7 protein-coding genes are annotated in these 16,922 nt (G+C 55.3%); 1 reads left to right on the top strand and 6 read right to left on the bottom strand.

All coding sequences use genetic code 11. The features are described 5' to 3' along the window. Window position 1 precedes the first annotated feature (1 nt). The 6 genes from DHV10_RS07800 to DHV10_RS28200 all read right to left on the bottom strand — a co-directional run bounded on the left by DHV10_RS07800 (window position 2) and on the right by DHV10_RS28200 (window position 8,771). Window positions 2-1,084 carry an ATP-binding protein gene (locus DHV10_RS07800; protein ID WP_109485805.1) on the bottom strand — a complete coding sequence of 361 codons (1,083 nt, stop codon included), beginning with the start codon at window positions 1,082-1,084 and terminating at the stop codon, window positions 2-4. Next, entirely contained in the window at window positions 1,081-2,490 is a 1,410-nt protein-coding gene (locus tag DHV10_RS07795; protein WP_109485804.1) for a DUF5691 domain-containing protein, read from the bottom strand. The genes DHV10_RS07800 and DHV10_RS07795 overlap by 4 nt, the downstream gene beginning before the upstream one ends. Continuing rightward, window positions 2,487-3,908, bottom strand: coding sequence for an SWIM zinc finger family protein (locus DHV10_RS07790; protein WP_109485803.1), 1,422 nt, complete (start codon window positions 3,906-3,908; stop codon window positions 2,487-2,489). The genes DHV10_RS07795 and DHV10_RS07790 overlap by 4 nt, the downstream gene beginning before the upstream one ends. A 174-nt stretch (window positions 3,909-4,082) precedes the next feature. Then, the gene (locus tag DHV10_RS07785; RefSeq protein WP_162601306.1) at window positions 4,083-5,558 is read right to left on the bottom strand and encodes a tyrosine-type recombinase/integrase; all 1,476 of its coding nucleotides are present in this window, start codon (window positions 5,556-5,558) and stop codon (window positions 4,083-4,085) included. Between the two features lie 1,577 nt (window positions 5,559-7,135). After that, the gene (locus DHV10_RS07775; protein WP_162601305.1) at window positions 7,136-7,699 is read right to left on the bottom strand and encodes a hypothetical protein; all 564 of its coding nucleotides are present in this window, start codon (window positions 7,697-7,699) and stop codon (window positions 7,136-7,138) included. Between the two features lie 916 nt (window positions 7,700-8,615). Beyond that, the gene (locus tag DHV10_RS28200) at window positions 8,616-8,771 is read right to left on the bottom strand and encodes a Sec-independent protein translocase subunit TatA/TatB (RefSeq protein ID WP_109485798.1); all 156 of its coding nucleotides are present in this window, start codon (window positions 8,769-8,771) and stop codon (window positions 8,616-8,618) included. 970 nt (window positions 8,772-9,741) lie between these two features. On the opposite strand from DHV10_RS28200, the gene DHV10_RS07760 reads away from it, so the two are divergent. Beyond that, the gene (locus tag DHV10_RS07760) at window positions 9,742-16,896 is read left to right on the top strand and encodes a hypothetical protein (protein ID WP_162601304.1); all 7,155 of its coding nucleotides are present in this window, start codon (window positions 9,742-9,744) and stop codon (window positions 16,894-16,896) included. Window positions 16,897-16,922 lie beyond the last annotated feature (26 nt).

The raw sequence follows: 16,922 nt of genomic DNA, 5'->3' as shown, positions 1-16,922 counted from the left end.
TTCACATCACATCGCGAATCGCGCGATACAAGTCGTTCCACTCGTCACGGGTGCGGACCACGTTCTCTAGATACTCTTCGAGAGCCACAGCGTCCTGCACGGGGTCTTTCACAACTGCGCCAACCAGATTTGGAGCGAGGCTCTGCGCATCGATGGCTCCATTCCCAAAATAGGCCGCATCTGCCCATGCGCTCACACCTACCGAAATGGCTTCTCCTGTCGAAAGTGATCCTGACGATGTCTTCAGCTTTGTCTTTCCATTCAGTGTTTTGCCTTCACGCAGCTCTCTGAAGAGGACCACGATGCGCGCGAGCTCTTTCTCAGCCGGCTCGATCGGGGGAAGCGTAAGATTGGCTCCAATCTCGCCCACACGCTTCACGACGATTACTGTTTCCTCTTCCACGGTAGCCGGCGACGGCAGCACAACGACGTTGAACCGCCGCTTAAGTGCCGAAGAAAGATCATTTACACCTTTGTCGCGATTGTTTGCCGTTGCGATAACGTTGAACCCCGGTGCAGCGTCGATGCTGATATCCAGTTCCGGGACAGGAAGCGTCTTTTCCGATAAAACGGTAATCAGCGTGTCCTGAATGTCGGAACCCATGCGTGTCAGCTCTTCAAGCCGTACGATGGTCCCCTCCTCCATCGCGCGTGTGAGCGGAGTCTTCACAAGGGCATCGATGCTGGGGCCCTTCGCAAGCAGCAGCGCATAGTTCCATCCATAGCGGACCTGATTCTCATCTGTCCCGGCTGTGCATTGAATAATGCGCTGCGATGAACCTGAAATCGCCGCGGCCAAGTGCTCCGACACCCATGATTTGGCTGTCCCTGGCAACCCAAGCAAAAGAAGAGCTCGATCCGTAGCCAAAGTCGCCACTGCAGTCTCAATCAACCGCCGGCTGCCGATGTACTTCGCCGAAATCTCAGTTCCGTCCTTCGCCTTTCCGCCCAGCAGATAGGTCACCACTGCCTTTGGTGACAGTTGCCAATTGGGCGGCCGCCCTGCGTCATCGTTCTTGGACAGGACATCTAGTTCCGCAGCGTAGATCTCTTCCGCCGGTAAACGCAGTTTCTGATCACTCATCGCACGTTCTCCAACTCGTCAAGAATGTCGAGCAACATCCACCCCTTGTCTTTCCGATCGACCTCAAGCGGATCAAGCTGCGTACGCACTAGTCCCCGCAACTCTGGAGGGCACAACGCGCATATCACCTGCACAAACTCCGAGCCGCCCTTCTTTTCAGGCTCAAGCTGTTCCTTCCAGACCTTCGACTGCAGAACGTCTCGCATGATTCCTCCGGGAAGATAGCCTTCCATCTGCCGATGCAGCCAGCTCCATGATGGGAACGGCGATGCGGGAACCCACTTCTTTGGCTTTAGCAATGCGCAAATCCATTTGAAAGCTTCTTTGCCGTCCTGCTCGAGATCATCGTCGCTCAATTCACCCATCCGTCCCCACGCATCCGGCAATCGATCCGTAATCGCATCCAGCAAATCGAATCTCCTCTCCCGGGATGACAACAGGGCCAGTGCAAAGAGCAGATTGTCGTCCTTCTCTGCAGCGTCGACCAGTTCGCGGTCCGAGACGCGATACGCATGCGCTAGTTGCTCGAGGTTCACATCGGCAAACTGCTCCTGGATCCACCGATTTGCCTCATGCTCTTTGACGTTCGCTGGCAGCTCCAGCTTGAGGGTGAGGCGCTTCTTCAGAAGCCCTGTTTTCGATTGTTGGATTCGCTCGCTGCACGCCGCCAATGCAGCGTTCTCGCCTGTTGTGCCTGACAGAGTGCCGAGCATCCGGTGCACAATGGCGCGAACCCGAGGTGCCCGGTCCTTTTGAATGCTCTCGAGAAATTGCTTGTCCTCGGCCGACAGCCCTGTCAGCAGTATCGAAAGCAACTGAACACGACTGTCCGGATTTTCCCCTGACCAGCTTCGCTCGAGCAGACTTCGGGCTGCTGCCGGATCCTGGTTGCGAAGTTCTCTGAGAAACTTCACTCTCTGCCGAAGAGCGCTTTCGGTCCAGTTGTCAGCCGTAAGCTCATCTGCTTCGAAATACCCGCGAGTCTGCTGCGCCGGCGTCTCCCTCTGTACCCAGAATTGTGCTGTTGCGCCTAGTCGATCTGCGTACCGGCGCCCGAATCCATCCAGTAGTGGCAAGTCGAACGGGTGGGGGCGCAGCTTTTGCTTCTCGAAGGCAAGCGCCAAGGCCCTGGCTGTATCGTCGGTACTTCGATCGAGCAGGCGAAGGATCGGCCGCCTCAACCCGTCCGGAACAATGCGTCTTTCGTCTCTCGGCCAGTGCTCTACAGCGAACTCGCTGGGAACCGCCGGACGCGTGAACCGCAAGGATTGCCCTGTCAGACTTAGTGCCGCGAGGATTGAGTGCTCTCGATCGTTCCCCAAAATCAGCAGCTCTTCGCCCGAGCCTCGTCGCGCTCCGCTCAACAGAATCGGCAGCAGCTGTACTTTCAGCTCCTCAGCGTTCATTCAGCCACCCATCTGCCGAGCGGCGTCTGAGCGAGGCAAAGTCTGAACGCATAGCCGTCCCAAAGGCCGAAGCCCGAGAATCCATCAATGGCAAGCAGAGGAGTAGCTAGCGACCACTGAGTGGACATTAGCGGCAGTGCAAGCGCGTCACCGTCTCCGGGGCACAGGAAGAGACTTTCGCCACTTCGCCTGAGGCGGGCATTAGTGAACGCGAGTGGCCATAGGTTGAGCCACGGGATCACCGCCAGAGCCTGTTCGTGCCCTGAAAATGCTTCAAGCAAGCCGCCGTCACCCAGCGCAACTTCTGAGCTGCTTTCTTGCACCGGACTTGTAATCTCTTTGACCAAGGCGCGGAGAGGCCGTGCAGAGGGATAAAACACCAGTGTCGCGTGCATCTGCTCTCCCGTTCTGTATGCTCCTTTGGTCTGACCTGCAGCGACAGGAACAAAGTCCAGAAGCACAGCTGCTCTGGGACCCTCACCGGGGTCTTCGCGCCATAACCATGTTTCTAGGCGACGCAATTTGTCCGGCTGCACCTCGCTTACTGTACCCGTAATCCGCCATCTCCCTGTCGCGGTGATCGCTCCTTCCTCGCTCAGCAATGCCTCGCGCGTCTGCATCCAGCCCACCTCGCGGCGCACGTCGGCGCATAGTTCAGGGGCTAAACTCTCCTGGCGTCTATAGGCCTCGGCAATCAGGTGAAGTTGGCCAAGCTGCTCTACTGCTGCCATGGGCCTTGAAGAGTCGGGAAGCCCAAAGAGGCGAGCTGGCAGCGCGTCAACGCGAGACGCTAAGCTCGGTGCCTTTGCATCCACAAGTCTCTGTGCGATTGACCGGCACGATTTCCCCGCATGTCCCGCGAAACCTGCCAGTCCCGCGTCGGCCTGATCGAGGAGCCAGGTGTCCAGATCATCGAGTCCGGCAACGATTGCGTCCTCACGTTCGCGGCGGGACCGCTCGCGCGCCGCTGCCGCACGCTCCTCTGCTTTGGGATCTGTCTCCTCAGGTTTTTCCGCAACCGCCTTCGCCAGGTTCTTTGGCTGAGGTGCAACTTCCTTGTCCGCGTTGTCCGCTGCTCCGGCGCCTGTTCGCCTCCGACGCAGCCAGTCCTGCACCCACTCCGGCGTTGTCGCCGCCTCGAATGGGACCTTTCCTTCGGCCCGCATCCACATTAGTGCGAGGCTGTGCTTGCAGGGGAACTTCCGACTCGGGCAGGTGCACTTGTAGCCAGCGTCGGATTCGGAAACGATGACTCGATAAGGTGAAGAGCCGGAACCCTGACATTCGCCCCAGATGAGCCCAGCGTTGTCCGACGACAGCCCTGACCAACCCGAGGGCTTCACGAGTTTCCGCGCCGCGACCAAAGAGGCCTGGTCCGGTGCTAGCGCTTCAATCTTCTCGAGGCTGATACCAGCCATCAGGGGGGATCCTCTGCAACTCTTTTCTGGACGACACAAGAATACAGCCGAGTCCGGAATCGGCGATAGGATTGCTAGGTACATCGCGAACCAAACCCGGGAGTGATTGCGGATTCACAAAGGACGGGGGTGTGAACCAATAGCGTCTTCCGTAGAACCAGTGAAGGCTTAGATTCACACCTTCTTGAAACCCATTAGATCCTTAAGAACGACAGCTTGTGCTTTGCGGCGTTCTGCTGTGACCGATTGTTGATAGATATCGAGTGTCACGCGGCTGCTAGTGTGGCCGAGCAATTCCTGTGCGGTCTTCACATCTACCCTGTTTTGCCTCATAAGATTGGAAAATGCGTGCCTGAAAGAATGCCAACCAACCTTCTTCGAGATGCCGAGTCGCACCAATGCGGGACGGATGTAGTTCCGGAGAATCATGCCTGGCTCGACTGGATGTTTTCCGTTGGCTCGAATAGATGGAAATACGAAATCGTCCGAAGCCACGTAGGGAGATTGTGTTCTCCACGCCTTTAGCAGATCAACAATGACTGCGTGCAGTGGCAGAGACCGTCGAGAGGCCGGCGTCTTTGTGTCTCCTTCGATGTTGTGCCAGACGGAACGACTTACGTGAAGGAGCCGTTCGTTAAAATCCAAATCAGCCCACTTGAGCCCTACCAGTTCGCCACGGCGGATTCCAGTTGATGCCGCAAGGACGACCATCAAGCACTCTCGCGTGGGCAATTCATCTCTCAGTTGTCGAAATTCAGCGGGCGTCAGCATCTCGGGCTCACGCCGCCTGCTCGACGAAGTTCGGACTGCGGTAATTGGGTTCCTCCCCGCCCACCCGTACCTGATTGCATGCGAGAAAAGTGCTGACATCAGGTTTCGCACCTTGCTCTTTGTGGCCGCGCTCGCTGGAGTCCCGCCTTTAGTCTTGAGATTTCGAATCCAATGCTCGACATCCATGCTTTCCATTGATGCGAGAGCAGATTGACCCCAGCGTGGCAATATGCTGCTGCTCAGCATGCTTTGGTATCCGTTCTGCGTCGAGCAAGCTTTGTGAGGGAGCTCAGCACGCCGAAAATGAGCTGCTAGCTCCTCGATTGTGTAGGGGTGCATACCCGCACGTTCGTTGATCTCGATTCTGAGCTGAGCTACTGCTCTTTCTGCATCTATGCGGCGAGGTAAGTCGATGAGCGTCCCTATGGTCGTTCGCTTGTACACACGTCGGCCGTCCTCATTTATGTAGTAGCGAAATACCCAGGCATCGGGACTATTTTTATGCTGCAAAACGCTCAGCGAACCGCGCTGATATCGCGGCGACCGCTGACGGCCAAGTAAAGGGGTTTTGCTGATCCGACCAGCAAACTTGGCGGCTCCAGGAAACCTAGACACTTCCTCAAGAGCAGCGTGGTCCTTTGAATCGGATGGCAAAGATGAACCACGCATCTCCGCCCCGTTGAACTGAGCAGATACCCAAGCAGACAGCTCATCCTCGTAAAATCGCCAGAACCTGCGCTTTCCTTCTCCGAGTGGATGTGCGGGTATGTAAGCTTGCCGAGCCCACCGGGATACAGTCTTCTCATTCAACTTGAGGTATTTAGCGGTTTCCTTTGCATCCATAAGGCGAGGACGAAGCAGTTGGATTTCTGAGCTCATACTGAAGATTCTCCAGGCCCGCATCACGCCCGGCGGAAGTTCCACTCTGATTCTTTATGATCCGGAGCCTTGCATTCTGCTCCTCTACGTTGCGAGTCCGAAACACCTTTTACCTTTGCAGGGATCGCGATTGATACTACTCTTGTTCGATATCACCTAGAATTCATTTCTTTCCAGGAGGGAGTAATGCCTAATGACCCTCATGTTCCCTTCCCAAGGGAGCCAGGGCGCCCAGACCAGGATCCGATCGATCTACTTCTCCGCAGAACCTACCTCCAACTGCGACTGGGAATTGCGATTATCGCCTTTTCGCTGCCTTGGATTCTTTGGCTCGGAGGTTTGCATGCCGGGATTCCCCTTCTTCCCTCAATGAGCGCGTATTATCACGCGACGCATGACTTTCAGAGCCCGTCTGATCGGCCCTGTCCACAATGCGAGAGCAAGAGTCCGACCTGTTGCAACCAGACTGAGATAACTGCCTGCAAGACCAACTCAGCACTCCCCCAAGGCACGCTGGAGCCATGGTTTGTGGGGTTTCTATTTGCAGTCGGAGCGCTACTGTTCGTCTACCAAGGCCTATCTCGATTGGAGTACTGGCTGCTGAACTTAGCCGGCGCATTTGCGATTGGCGTTGCTCTGTTTCCCATGCCATGGGTAGAGGGAAGTAGGTGGTCGATCCATGGCACCTGTGCCGTCGCCTTTTTTGTTCTTTTGGCCCTCGTCTGTGTCCTCTGTTCCGGTCAGAGCCTGACGCTTATAAAAGATGAAGATCTGGAGAAAAGATTGCGAAGCGCATACTGGGTTTTGGCCGCTGCGATGCTGTTGTCGCCTCTGACTGCAGCTGTCTTGAATGCTCTGGGTAGATCACATACGCACTTCATCTTCCTGGCAGAATTTTGCGGTGTCTATTCGTTTGGACTGTATTGGTGCCTCAAAACGTATGAGTTTAGCTTGATAAGGAAGAGAGGAAGAAGTCCCGCGGAAGCAGTAGAGCCGTCGTTTATTCGAGACCGTCGATGAGAACGCAGGTAGCGTAGATTGTGGTTCCTGAGCCTTAGTCGACCTCTTCCGTCGGAGGGAAGCGGCGTCACAACCATCACTCGCTGCTTAGTCGCGAATCGAATTAACGGAAGAATCCACCAAGTCATGTTCATGCTGCGCCACCACCCTGTATCGATGAACTGCTCGAGTGGGGGCCGGAAACTCACGACACGGTAGGTATTTCGTGTGTAAGCGTCGACGAAGAGAGACCTTTGCATCTGGGTCAAATCCCGAATAGCCTCAATGATGCGATAGCGCCCTTAGACGTCCACCGAGAGCGTTGTGCAGCACGGGGCGTCTAGGTGGATTTACTTGCTAGCGCGTCTCAGCACGCGCTTCGACGGACCAACAGTTGCGCATGGATTTCTACCGGGTGCACTCCAGACTTCTGTTTTATAAAGGCCGCGACGCAGATCGAGTCAGCAGAAAGGGTTCGGTCTGCCCTCGTCGCCGAAACGAAGCAGACAGCTCTTTTCGAGCTTGACTCACGTCAACAACTTGAAAGAGATTCGGAGAAATTTCGAAGAGGGCTGCAATCACGGAACGAAATTTCGACCATACAGCGTGACTTGTGTCTTTTTATCGGGCCCGAAAGCTTTGGAGAGTGGTCCCGCAACGTACGCCTTCTGGGGAGCATCCAGTGGAAAACTGGCCGAATTCGGGACTTGCATTCCCCATGTCTGCGATTTGCTGGCGCTTCCTGGGAGAATCAGTGCAACATGCCCATGCGGCTGCGCTACATACACTGCCACCACAGGTTTTTTCAAATTCGCGTAGCCTTGAGCTTGATCCAGGCTGAGTTGTTTGTCGCATGAACCAAGGCTCGTCCACTTTTGGTCCGCGGCCACAAAAGCTGCAATGGCATTAGCTGACATCGGCTTGTCCGGAGCTAAAAAGAAATCGTCGACCGAATAAACCTTTTTAACTGCTCTCGCAAGGAAGTAATTACACGGGCTCCGGTCGTCTATCGGTGTTTGGCAGGATAGGAACTGATTTAGCATGTCTGTTACATCGTGTTCCCAATCAGTTGCAGAGGCCCACCCGCAGCGGAGTGCGAAAGACGACTGAAGGACAAGAAAGGTTCGACGATTGACTTTCATGTTTATCACCGTGCTCACTTGTTATTGATGCACCTAGAGCCAGGTATTTGTCCGATGCCAAACTTCCTAGCAGATGAGTCTCACCATACACTTAGCTCAGTGGCTCGATTGTAGACGGGAACAGGCGAGTACTTATTGAATGCCCAATCGGGTGTTATGTCAAGGCAATAAGGCTCCTTGGCGTTGTTCGACCGGAAAAATCTCGATGCTGTGTCATCCTGTCTACCGGATTCGTGACTATGGGCCGTCCTTATTTTCGATCACCCAATCAAACTCTCCAGCTGTATCAAATTCTACTTTGATGTTCGTAGGGATCTGGAAGACTTGTTCCCGGTCCGGACTCACCGGTTCATTTGGGTAGGGTGCGGGTAGCCGCACATCAGGCTCTTCTACGCTCACGAAATACTTTCTATGCTTACGGTCCACCTGTCCAGAATCAAGGTTTTTTCTCAAAATGTGCGCTTCAGTTGATTGTGGTACATGGTTTTCCGCACCCTTCTCTCGAATTTCCAGCCGGAATTTCCGGCTCGATGCCTCACAGTATGCTGTGCAGTTCGCCAAACCAAGTAGTTCAATCAATGAACGATGGGCGTCGACGCACAGGGATCAAGAGGAAGCCGCATCATCTGTGCGCTTGGAGGGACGAGCGACGTGCAAGTATACGGATTAGTAGAAAACGCACTCTCTCTATCGAATGAGAAAGGATGACAATCCCGGTCAAGGCGCCCATGGATGCAATCGCTACAACTAGATATGCAATTCCTGGGGGCCGGGGCAGAGGAGATGCCGTAATCTGCCCGGTGAAATCCCGGTCGGCTGAATCAAAAACCTCCGGGCAAAGGCATGCTTAGCTTTTGGTTCGCCCGATGTCGGTGAACCGACTTGGATTAAAGCTCGCCGAGTACCTTGCACAGCGTCAAGTGTCCGACTTTGTGCTGATCGATTTCCGAAAAGCCGAAACAGCGTCTCGAAATCCGTGCCCGAGACGGGCAAACCAGCGTCCCCCAAAAAACAAAACTACCACTGCCCCGATGATTAGAAGATGCGTCGGCTGTAACAATTCTGCGAACATTTTTCTTCCCTTTCAGATCAATTTCTATTGGGACCTCGCCTGCCCTCAGATCCAGAAGTGCCCCACTGTCCTTACAGAGTGGGAAAACTTCTAACCGGTCCTATATGGTGCCATTATCAACAGAACAAAGGCAAAGTAGAAGAATCACTTACAGACAAGTACTCTTCAAACGAGCGTTTCCACTGAAGCACAAGCGAGCCCAAACCGAGACGATCCACCACAGCTATTCACTTTGATGGAAGCGGAGAGTAAGCCAAAACGCTCAAAGTCGTCAATAGGAAACCTTACAAGGGACGTAGACGGATGGCTAATCTACTTCAAGCTCTTTTCAACACTATTGACACAATACCCTTACCAGCTTATTCTCTTGCGAATCAGCTTTACGACAATGAGAGTTTGCCTGCCCCTTTAGGACAACCCTCGCTGATCCACAATTGCCAAAGCGCGGATTGAACCTATAACGAGGAGGTTAGGCAATGGGATACGAGTGTACGTCGAACAGAGCTCATTGTGATTGACACGAGGTTAATCGGCGGGCTACGAGCCCCTTCCGACTAGCTCAAGATCGGTTCGCATTCTTTCATTAGTACCGGGATCGCCATTCCGACGCAATTAGCCCTTAACCCAAAGGAGCCGCGAAACCGCAACAGAAACTGACGACCTTGGGCCAAGGAAACAGGAGTGAATCATCACTCTGCATAGAGGCGGGCGCTTGCACGCCTCGCATCAGGACCTCAAACAACTCTCTTGCTTCGGACGCTTCCGTCCACAACCGTCAAGAACTAGGATGCAAAATCAACTACGGCCCTTCTGGATTGCTAAAGATCCGAAGCACCTCGCACTTAACGCCGGGCCAAACGTGCAAGCTGGCTATTTCGCTTAGTCGGCTTTGGGCTCGCCAACATTGTACGCGCATGAGTGCGCGCCCGGTGTGTTTTGCACGCCCGGTGTGTTTTGGATTAGGAGAGCCTTGACGCAAAGCAAGTATCGCCCGTTGGGATCCCCACCTACCCCAGCTGTTCTGAGCCGCCGTACTTTCCTGGGCGTGAGCGTAGCAGTTCCCACAGCACTTGCCATCGACAGTTCCGCATGGGCATCCAGTCCGCTCGATCCGCCGTACGATCTACGCTTTGTTGAAGATGCGCAGGGCATGAGCATCATCAATGCGCACGACCAGGTCTGGCGTCTTCATCGCCTCGCTTTTGGCCCCTCCACAACCTTTATGTTACGCACTCTACAGACCGGGAACCGTAAGGGGTATGAACTCCAAATCGGTAATCTTCGGTTTGGTTCCCTCCAAGGGCGTAACCACTGGATTGTCTTTCAACGAATCGGAGATGAAGACGACGGTTGGAAGGTGCGCATGCGGTCCAACCTCTGGTCAGAGCCTCAAGGAGAAGTTACTTCGGAAGATGTTTGGTTCCGCGACTTGCTTGCGCCGCCTTCTTCGTCTTCTTCGGAATGGTTTAACTTTCCCCGCGCCTCCTTCGCGGCTTTACGTGCGCTAGAGCGAGCCGTAGAAGGCCATCTACAGGCATCCGGCAACATCGCAATCACTTTGCGTGCGGACTGCAGCTGGCGTTTCACACCTGGCAGCCGAGGCCGACTTACGATCCTTCCTTACGGGTTCCCGCTAGAAAATTTCACCCTAGCATGGTGTGAGCCGGCTCCTCCCCCGACCAAAAACGCTGGCGCCGCCAAACCCGCGCCGCAAAAAGAGGCTGCCGCGTCCGGCCTGGAACACGGCCTAGTAGCCTTGGCGGCGATCGATCAAGATGCAGAGGTCGCGTTGATCGAGCAAGCAACCAAAGAGGGAACAGCTAAGAAGGAAACGCAGGGTCCCGTTGCGCAACCGATTTTCTGTGCCGCGGGTGACATCAAGGTTGGCGATCAGCGGCTGTTGTTTCGCGGAGATACCTCCTTTTCCCTCTTACTCAAATATCAAAGCGAGCGTGATAAGCCAAGCCTCACCTACAACTATCTGCGGGGGAATTGGGATCCCGGCGTTGATATGCCCACCGGGATCGCCGAGATAGCCGTCAAGACAAAAACACCCGAGGAGGAGAAGAAAAATCCGGCCAGGCGTTGGTCCATGACTGCCTTTGCAGGGCGTCAGGTGACCCTGGGAGAGCTGGCAATCGACGACGCCTTGCTTCGGGTTCGGCGGCGAGCAGAAGGCGGGTTCGAGGATGAGTTTGTAGGATTTGCCGCGCCCCTTGAGATGGGACCGCAAACTGGCAGCGGTACTCTGGCGCAGAGCCCGATCGGAACCGTGCAAATTGGGAACTGCCCTATACAGGAACGCACGTCATCCCGCAATCGGACCAGATTTCAGTCCCGTCACGTAGCTGGATCGACTGCTTCTGGCGGGCCCGGCACGCTGCAGAGTTGCTCCGTACCACTAAATCTGTTTGCCTGCTCGGTGTTGCTTCCCGGCGCGGATTACAGCCAATTCACCTTCAACGCAGCTGCCCTGCACGCCGTTTGGTATCCGGCCGGCACGACTCTGGGTCGCATTCTCGCTGACCTAGAGAGCTATCTTTGGATTGGCAGCCTGGCGTCGGTTCAACATCTCCCGGTAATGAGGCTTGACCTGAGCCGAGCGCGTCTCGCCGCTACGCGAAACGGCGATCTTCTGGAAGTCGCCTTTCTGTTCGCCGACCTCTGGCTAGAGATCCATAAGGGAAAGGTGGAGCTTGTTCCTCCTTCATCTTCTTATCGTGTGCTCCGGCGTGAGATACCCTCTCCTTCCGCCATCAACCGCAACTCCATGGATGAGCGTGAAGACATTCTCGATACCAGGCCCGTGCTGGTAGTGGAATTTCCTCCTCAGCACGTTTTTGAAGAGGCCATCTTTAAGACAGCGGCCAGTGACCTGCCCGAGGTGACGCTTCTCAAAGACAAAACGCCTGCTACTGAATTTCAAGTCCCTGAGATTTCGTCGTTTCCTACCGATCCAGTAGCGTTGGTGGACAGACTTGCAAAATGTGAACGCAGCAAACGAATCACCGTACGCTCCGAACTAGCCCGCCAAAAGATAGCGCAGGAGGGCAGTGGCTTGTTTCAAAAGCTGCATGATCGCCTTTTAGCTATCAAGGGAGAAGATCGTAACTGGGAAAACATTGACGACCAGTTCATTTATATCGGTCCATACGGAATGGATCCGGATGTGCGGGCCAGAGCCCGACGCGAATTGGTGCAGATCGTCAAAGAGCAATATAACGGGCGTTCTGCAAAATTGGCCAGATTCACCTCCCGCGTCACGGATGGCTATTTCAATCCCGGCAGCCAAACGGCTACGCTCCTGAACCAGGCTAACGACCGAGCAAAGCAATTAAACAATCCGGGTTCGTACCCTGAAAGCGATCAAGGTATCGTAGCCAGGTTAGCGAGAAGCCTGCTGCCATCGCGGCATGATGCGAGCGACACTACGCCGAATCCACCGCTGGGACCTGCCGATGCCATTCTGCACGAACAGGCCATTGCCGCTTTGCTCCCAGGCTACGATCTGTTTCGCGATTACTACCGAGAAGAGATGACCCGTAAGTGGACTAACGACGCTACGAACAAGCAGGCAAGTGGCGCGCCGGAATACCTTGAGTTTTTCTCTTTGGACAATCGCGGATGGGCGTCCGACGAGCAGAAGACGAGTATGAAAAACCTGCAAACTGAGATGACCCGGAAGTACGACCTGTCGCTTGCTGTCGAACCAGACTCTAAGACGATCATGCGTGCGCGGCTCGCAAATCCTTCGCGTCTTGCTTTCCGCTTGAATCTTGAACCGGGCAAAGCTCTCGGTTTTGACCTCACCTGTCTACTGGATTGGCAAGCCCACGAGTTGGCCGTCTCCGCTCGCGCACGGGCGGTCACCCCCTATGATCAGCAAGGCCGCCCGCGCTTGTCGGAAGACCCGGCCCTCAAAGAAGACAGCTTGGGCGCGGATTTCCAGAAACTATCGCAGAGCCAGCAGAGCGAAGGGCTAAAACGCGAGGATCAAAAAGATCCCAATGATACCTCTGCGGATACTGAACCGGGAACGGCCGCCCTCTCCGGAGCTGTCGAAGATGTTTCGATGCTTCGGTCACTAGGATTTCACTTCGGTGCGACGGTGACCGCCGAACAACGGCTCACGGACGTAGAGGCTTCTTTACGCAGTCCCGGGTTGCTTGAGACAGCGATTGAACTCCCGGCACGTCTCATACTTTCGCCGTCGCAAGCAGCTAAATGGAGAGTTCCGTGGACGCCCGTAGCGGATGGACCGCATCGCCTTCCCCCCGTATGTCTCCGTCCTCTGTGGAGTGTAGAACTGGTCACGGAGTCCGTGGATCCCGCGGTTCGCGCCATCTACTCACCCGATCTACGTCCCAGCTTCGTTCGCCAGACTCTGGAGCGCGCCGCGGCCGCGGCGGCCAAGCCTAAGAACGGTGTGTCCCTTAGTGTTCCAACAGGGGCGCCGCCCCCCAGGGGACCGCGCGCTCCCTGGACGCTCGGTATCGAAGACGGTGGTCCCAAGCCCTCTTCCTCTGCGGAGGTGGCCAAACAACTTGGCATCCCATTCCCGCCGCCGGTTTCCTGTGAGGAGGCGGGAAAGGGTAAGCCAGACTCTCGATCTGCTGAAGAGACCCTGCCGTCGCTCATCCGATACCTGCGCAGGCGAGAAAGAGACCATAACTGCTACAAAAACAGCGCTGTCTTCCGCTCTTCGCTGGATGCCTACGATCGCCATGAAATCGTCATGCTCTCGTCATCTTACGGTCTTCCAGTTTCCGGCAAGCGTGACGCTAAGGGCGGACTTTTGCCCATTTCGATCTCGAGCCAGGCTGAAGCTCCGGAATTGCTCCAACCCATCGACCTCACGCCAGACAGTGCTCTCTATCGGCCGCGCTCTTTGAAGATTAGGGAATTACGCCTCTCGGCTCTGGGCGGGACGTTACGCCACGATACCGACTTTGTGCCGCCTACTGCCGCGGAACACCTTGTCTACGGACCGCTACACGATTCGCTCTCGGTAGAACGGTGGCAGCATTGGGTGGTTCTGGGCCGCGATGTATTCGCGGAAGTTGTCTACAAGGGTTTCCTCTTCCCTATTGGCCACCGCGCTTCCCTTGTGAAGCAAACGGAACGGATATTTTTGCGTGCCAAGGTACAGCGCGCCAGGGGACAGAAGGACGAGAAACCCGCGAGCGATCCCACAGACGGCAGCTTGAACGGGAGCGTTCGGGCTTATCTTCAGCAACGGATCTTTATACGCATCGGCGAGCCGCTCAAAGCATTTCCTGCTCTGGGGCAGCCCAATCGAGGCAGGCAATTTCCTCCTCGATCCGTTCTCTTGTTGACGACGGTGACTCCTGATCTGGTTGACCCATCTCAGGATGACCCTGGGAAATCTAAGGATGAGGATGGGCCCAACAGCGCGGGCCGCCTGCTTGCCAATTTACCTGGACTGGTTTTTTGGCCTCGGACAGCGCGGATCGCTGGATCGGAAGTACGATTCGAAGCCTTAGTAGACGCATCCTTCGTCAAGTTGCCACTTATCTTTGTCGATAATACCGCGGCGCAAAACGCAGAGACACTTTGTAAGCTGACGCAGTATTACAACAAACTTGGTACTCCCGAGGCAGACTACAACGTCAGGCCGCAAGATCTGCGTACGCTCGACTTACAGCAACAATCACTGCGCTACTGTGACGAGGTAAAGCCGGCTTCGGCCTCGCACCGCACCGTGTACTGGAACCTGAAAGCAAGTGGGGGCTCCGACGCAGGCACCCAAACCGAGGCGACCGTAAACAACGGAGAAGGCAAAAACACGCTCTTTCATAATTCCGCATTGGAAGGTGCGGATCAACCCTCGTTTTATCCTGCAATCGAGTCGGCCTGCATACGTCTCGATCAGCTAGAGCGTATGACTGCGAACAAGACCGAACCTGCCCTGGTGCAATTTGACGGACACTACCTGCAATTTGGGTTTCCCTCAAACTCGACGGATCGATCGTTTGACCAGCCGGCCGCCCAGCCGAGCACGAGCATTAGCGGCAGTAAAGATCAACAGGCCGAAGAAGCGGCGCGACAGAAAGAGGCTGACAGAAACCACCTGGAAATCTACCTTAACGTAATCAACGACGTGTCATTTGGCATGGGCGCCGCGGGCGACCGCAGCGGCGGAGTTTTTCAGCCCGGGGGTGGCGTTGCGGCGCTCAGCAGAATGCGCGGTCCTCTTGGGGGTGATCGACAGAGCCGTGAGCGTGGAAGCATTGTCAACGCATTTCAAGAGCGCAAGACGGCCTACCAGAATTACTTTACGAGCAAATCGGGAGCAGGCACGGGCATTCTGGATACAAAGCTTCTCGGCATCCTGAGCCTTAAAGACGTTGTGGGATTCTGTAAGCAGTTTCGGCCCGCCGCCGAGGGACTGCCGCAACTCCAGGAGGTGTTGGCCTACGGTGCCTCTGCCACTGGGGCGACAGAGCAAACGCTTCGAACCAATATTATTCAGCCGTTGGCCCGCGCTATGGCTGAATTAAACACTCAATGGGAAAAGGTGGATCGGCAGCTATCGGAAGCGCAGGAACACAATAGGATCCTTGCGGTTCACCTCAGCAATATCTTCCCGGAACTAAGCCGTGCTAAGAATGATTTCGCGACTGCACTGGGAACTACGCAGTCTCTTGGCGGCGTCGAGTTTCTTACCTCTCTCGGCGATGTGTACGAAACCGGACTTCGCCTGGAAAGCGCATTGGAACAGGCGTCGACCCATATCCCAGAACGTAGCTTTCTAGCCGTCGCAAACGCATTTCCAACGTTTGTAGCAGAGTATTTCGATCTAGACTTGATTGCTACGGTAGTGCTTAAACCGATCGTAGAGAAGGTCGGTAAACAATCTGGGTCTGCCGGGCTGCCGGACATTCATCGTGCGACCGAATATCTGGCTTCCTTGGCACTCGACTATGACGTCCTCGTGAACCGATTTTTCCCTGGCGCGGGCGGGCTGAAAGCCTCCACAGCCGAAGCGTTGCGAAACAAGAAGCAGGAACTGATTAACGCCTTAAATGGCGTATCGAGTATGGCAGCTGTTCTGGCCGCCCAGCAGTTCGCCCAGGCACTCCTCGCTGAACCTGCATTCGCATCACTTGCCGAATCTTGGGCAAGCACGGCGCTGCCATTGTTTGAGGTGGCGCGCGCCCTCGACCAAGCAGCGGCTGCGCCGAATGATCCACAAAAATGGGCAGCGGCGGCCTCGATCATTTTGACGCAGCTCTGGCCTTTGCCCGAAAAGTTGCGGTGCGGGGAGAGCGCCTTTGTTACGGGCGTCAAAGGCATTCTGAATCAGCTCACCGCGATCACCAAAGGCGTTGAGGACACGTGGAAGGCAGCCGGAAACCTTCACCCAAGCCTTTACAGCATTCAATTACCGCCCTACTGCAAGACAAACAGGATAATCGGAGATGAGACCAAGACAGCGGATGATCTTTGTAGTTTCGCTGCTGCTGCCCGGGAGGCTCTCGCCTCGGTAAGGGATAGCAGCGGCCGCGCATACCTGATTGGCGCCGCCAATGCCGCCTTGAAAACTGAAGAACAAGTGCTCATGCTAGCACGTCTGCTGTCGCAAATGGGGAAAGGAGCCAGGCCGCAGGAGATCGTCGATGTCAGTCCGATTTTCTTAACGTCGGTTTTCGATCAAGTCCAGCAATTGATGGATGCGGTAGCTAGTGCTTTGAAGCTTATGCTACCAACTCTGCTGCCTGCGCTTGAAGAGGTCCAGAATTCAAAGTTGCAGGATCTCGCGAAGACGCTGCATGCGGGTATGTCGTTTCTGCTCAGATGCCAGAGTTCCGCTCTTCAGCTGACGGAGGCATGGGTGAAGAACTGGGTGAACGCCACCACAGATGTCGCGACGCTTGCAGCGCTGAAACAGCAACTGCACGCCAACACTCCACTGCTCGAGAGGGCGTTGCAGACCGCAAGGCAGACCAATTCCTGGCAGGCATGGAGAGAGGTAGATCGAGACACCGTGATTCCGCTGCCTGACGATCTGTTCTTGAAACTTAGTCAGCAAGGCGCGCAGTATTTAAAGCTGGCTTGGTCGCAGGCGCTCGCCGTAGAAAGAAAGTGCAGAGCGATTTCGTAACGATAGCTCATTCCATCTTTGAGTCA

This window comes from Occallatibacter savannae (assembly GCF_003131205.1).
Taxonomy (GTDB): Bacteria; Acidobacteriota; Terriglobia; order Terriglobales; family Acidobacteriaceae; genus Telmatobacter; species Telmatobacter savannae.
Note: the sequence above shows the minus strand (reverse complement) of the source record. Positions and strands in the feature narration are given on the sequence as shown.

Bases quoted from the DNA above. Each gene is read 5' to 3' on its own strand.
- DHV10_RS28200 (WP_109485798.1), bottom strand. From the start codon at position 8,771: ATGTTCGCAGAATTGTTACAGCCGACGCATCTTCTAATCATCGGGGCA.
- DHV10_RS07795 (WP_109485804.1), bottom strand. From the start codon at position 2,490: ATGAACGCTGAGGAGCTGAAAGTACAGCTGCTGCCGATTCTGTTGAGC.
- DHV10_RS07790 (WP_109485803.1), bottom strand. From the start codon at position 3,908: ATGGCTGGTATCAGCCTCGAGAAGATTGAAGCGCTAGCACCGGACCAG.
- DHV10_RS07800 (WP_109485805.1), bottom strand. From the start codon at position 1,084: ATGAGTGATCAGAAACTGCGTTTACCGGCGGAAGAGATCTACGCTGCG.
- DHV10_RS07775 (WP_162601305.1), bottom strand. From the start codon at position 7,699: ATGAAAGTCAATCGTCGAACCTTTCTTGTCCTTCAGTCGTCTTTCGCA.
- DHV10_RS07785 (WP_162601306.1), bottom strand. From the start codon at position 5,558: ATGAGCTCAGAAATCCAACTGCTTCGTCCTCGCCTTATGGATGCAAAG.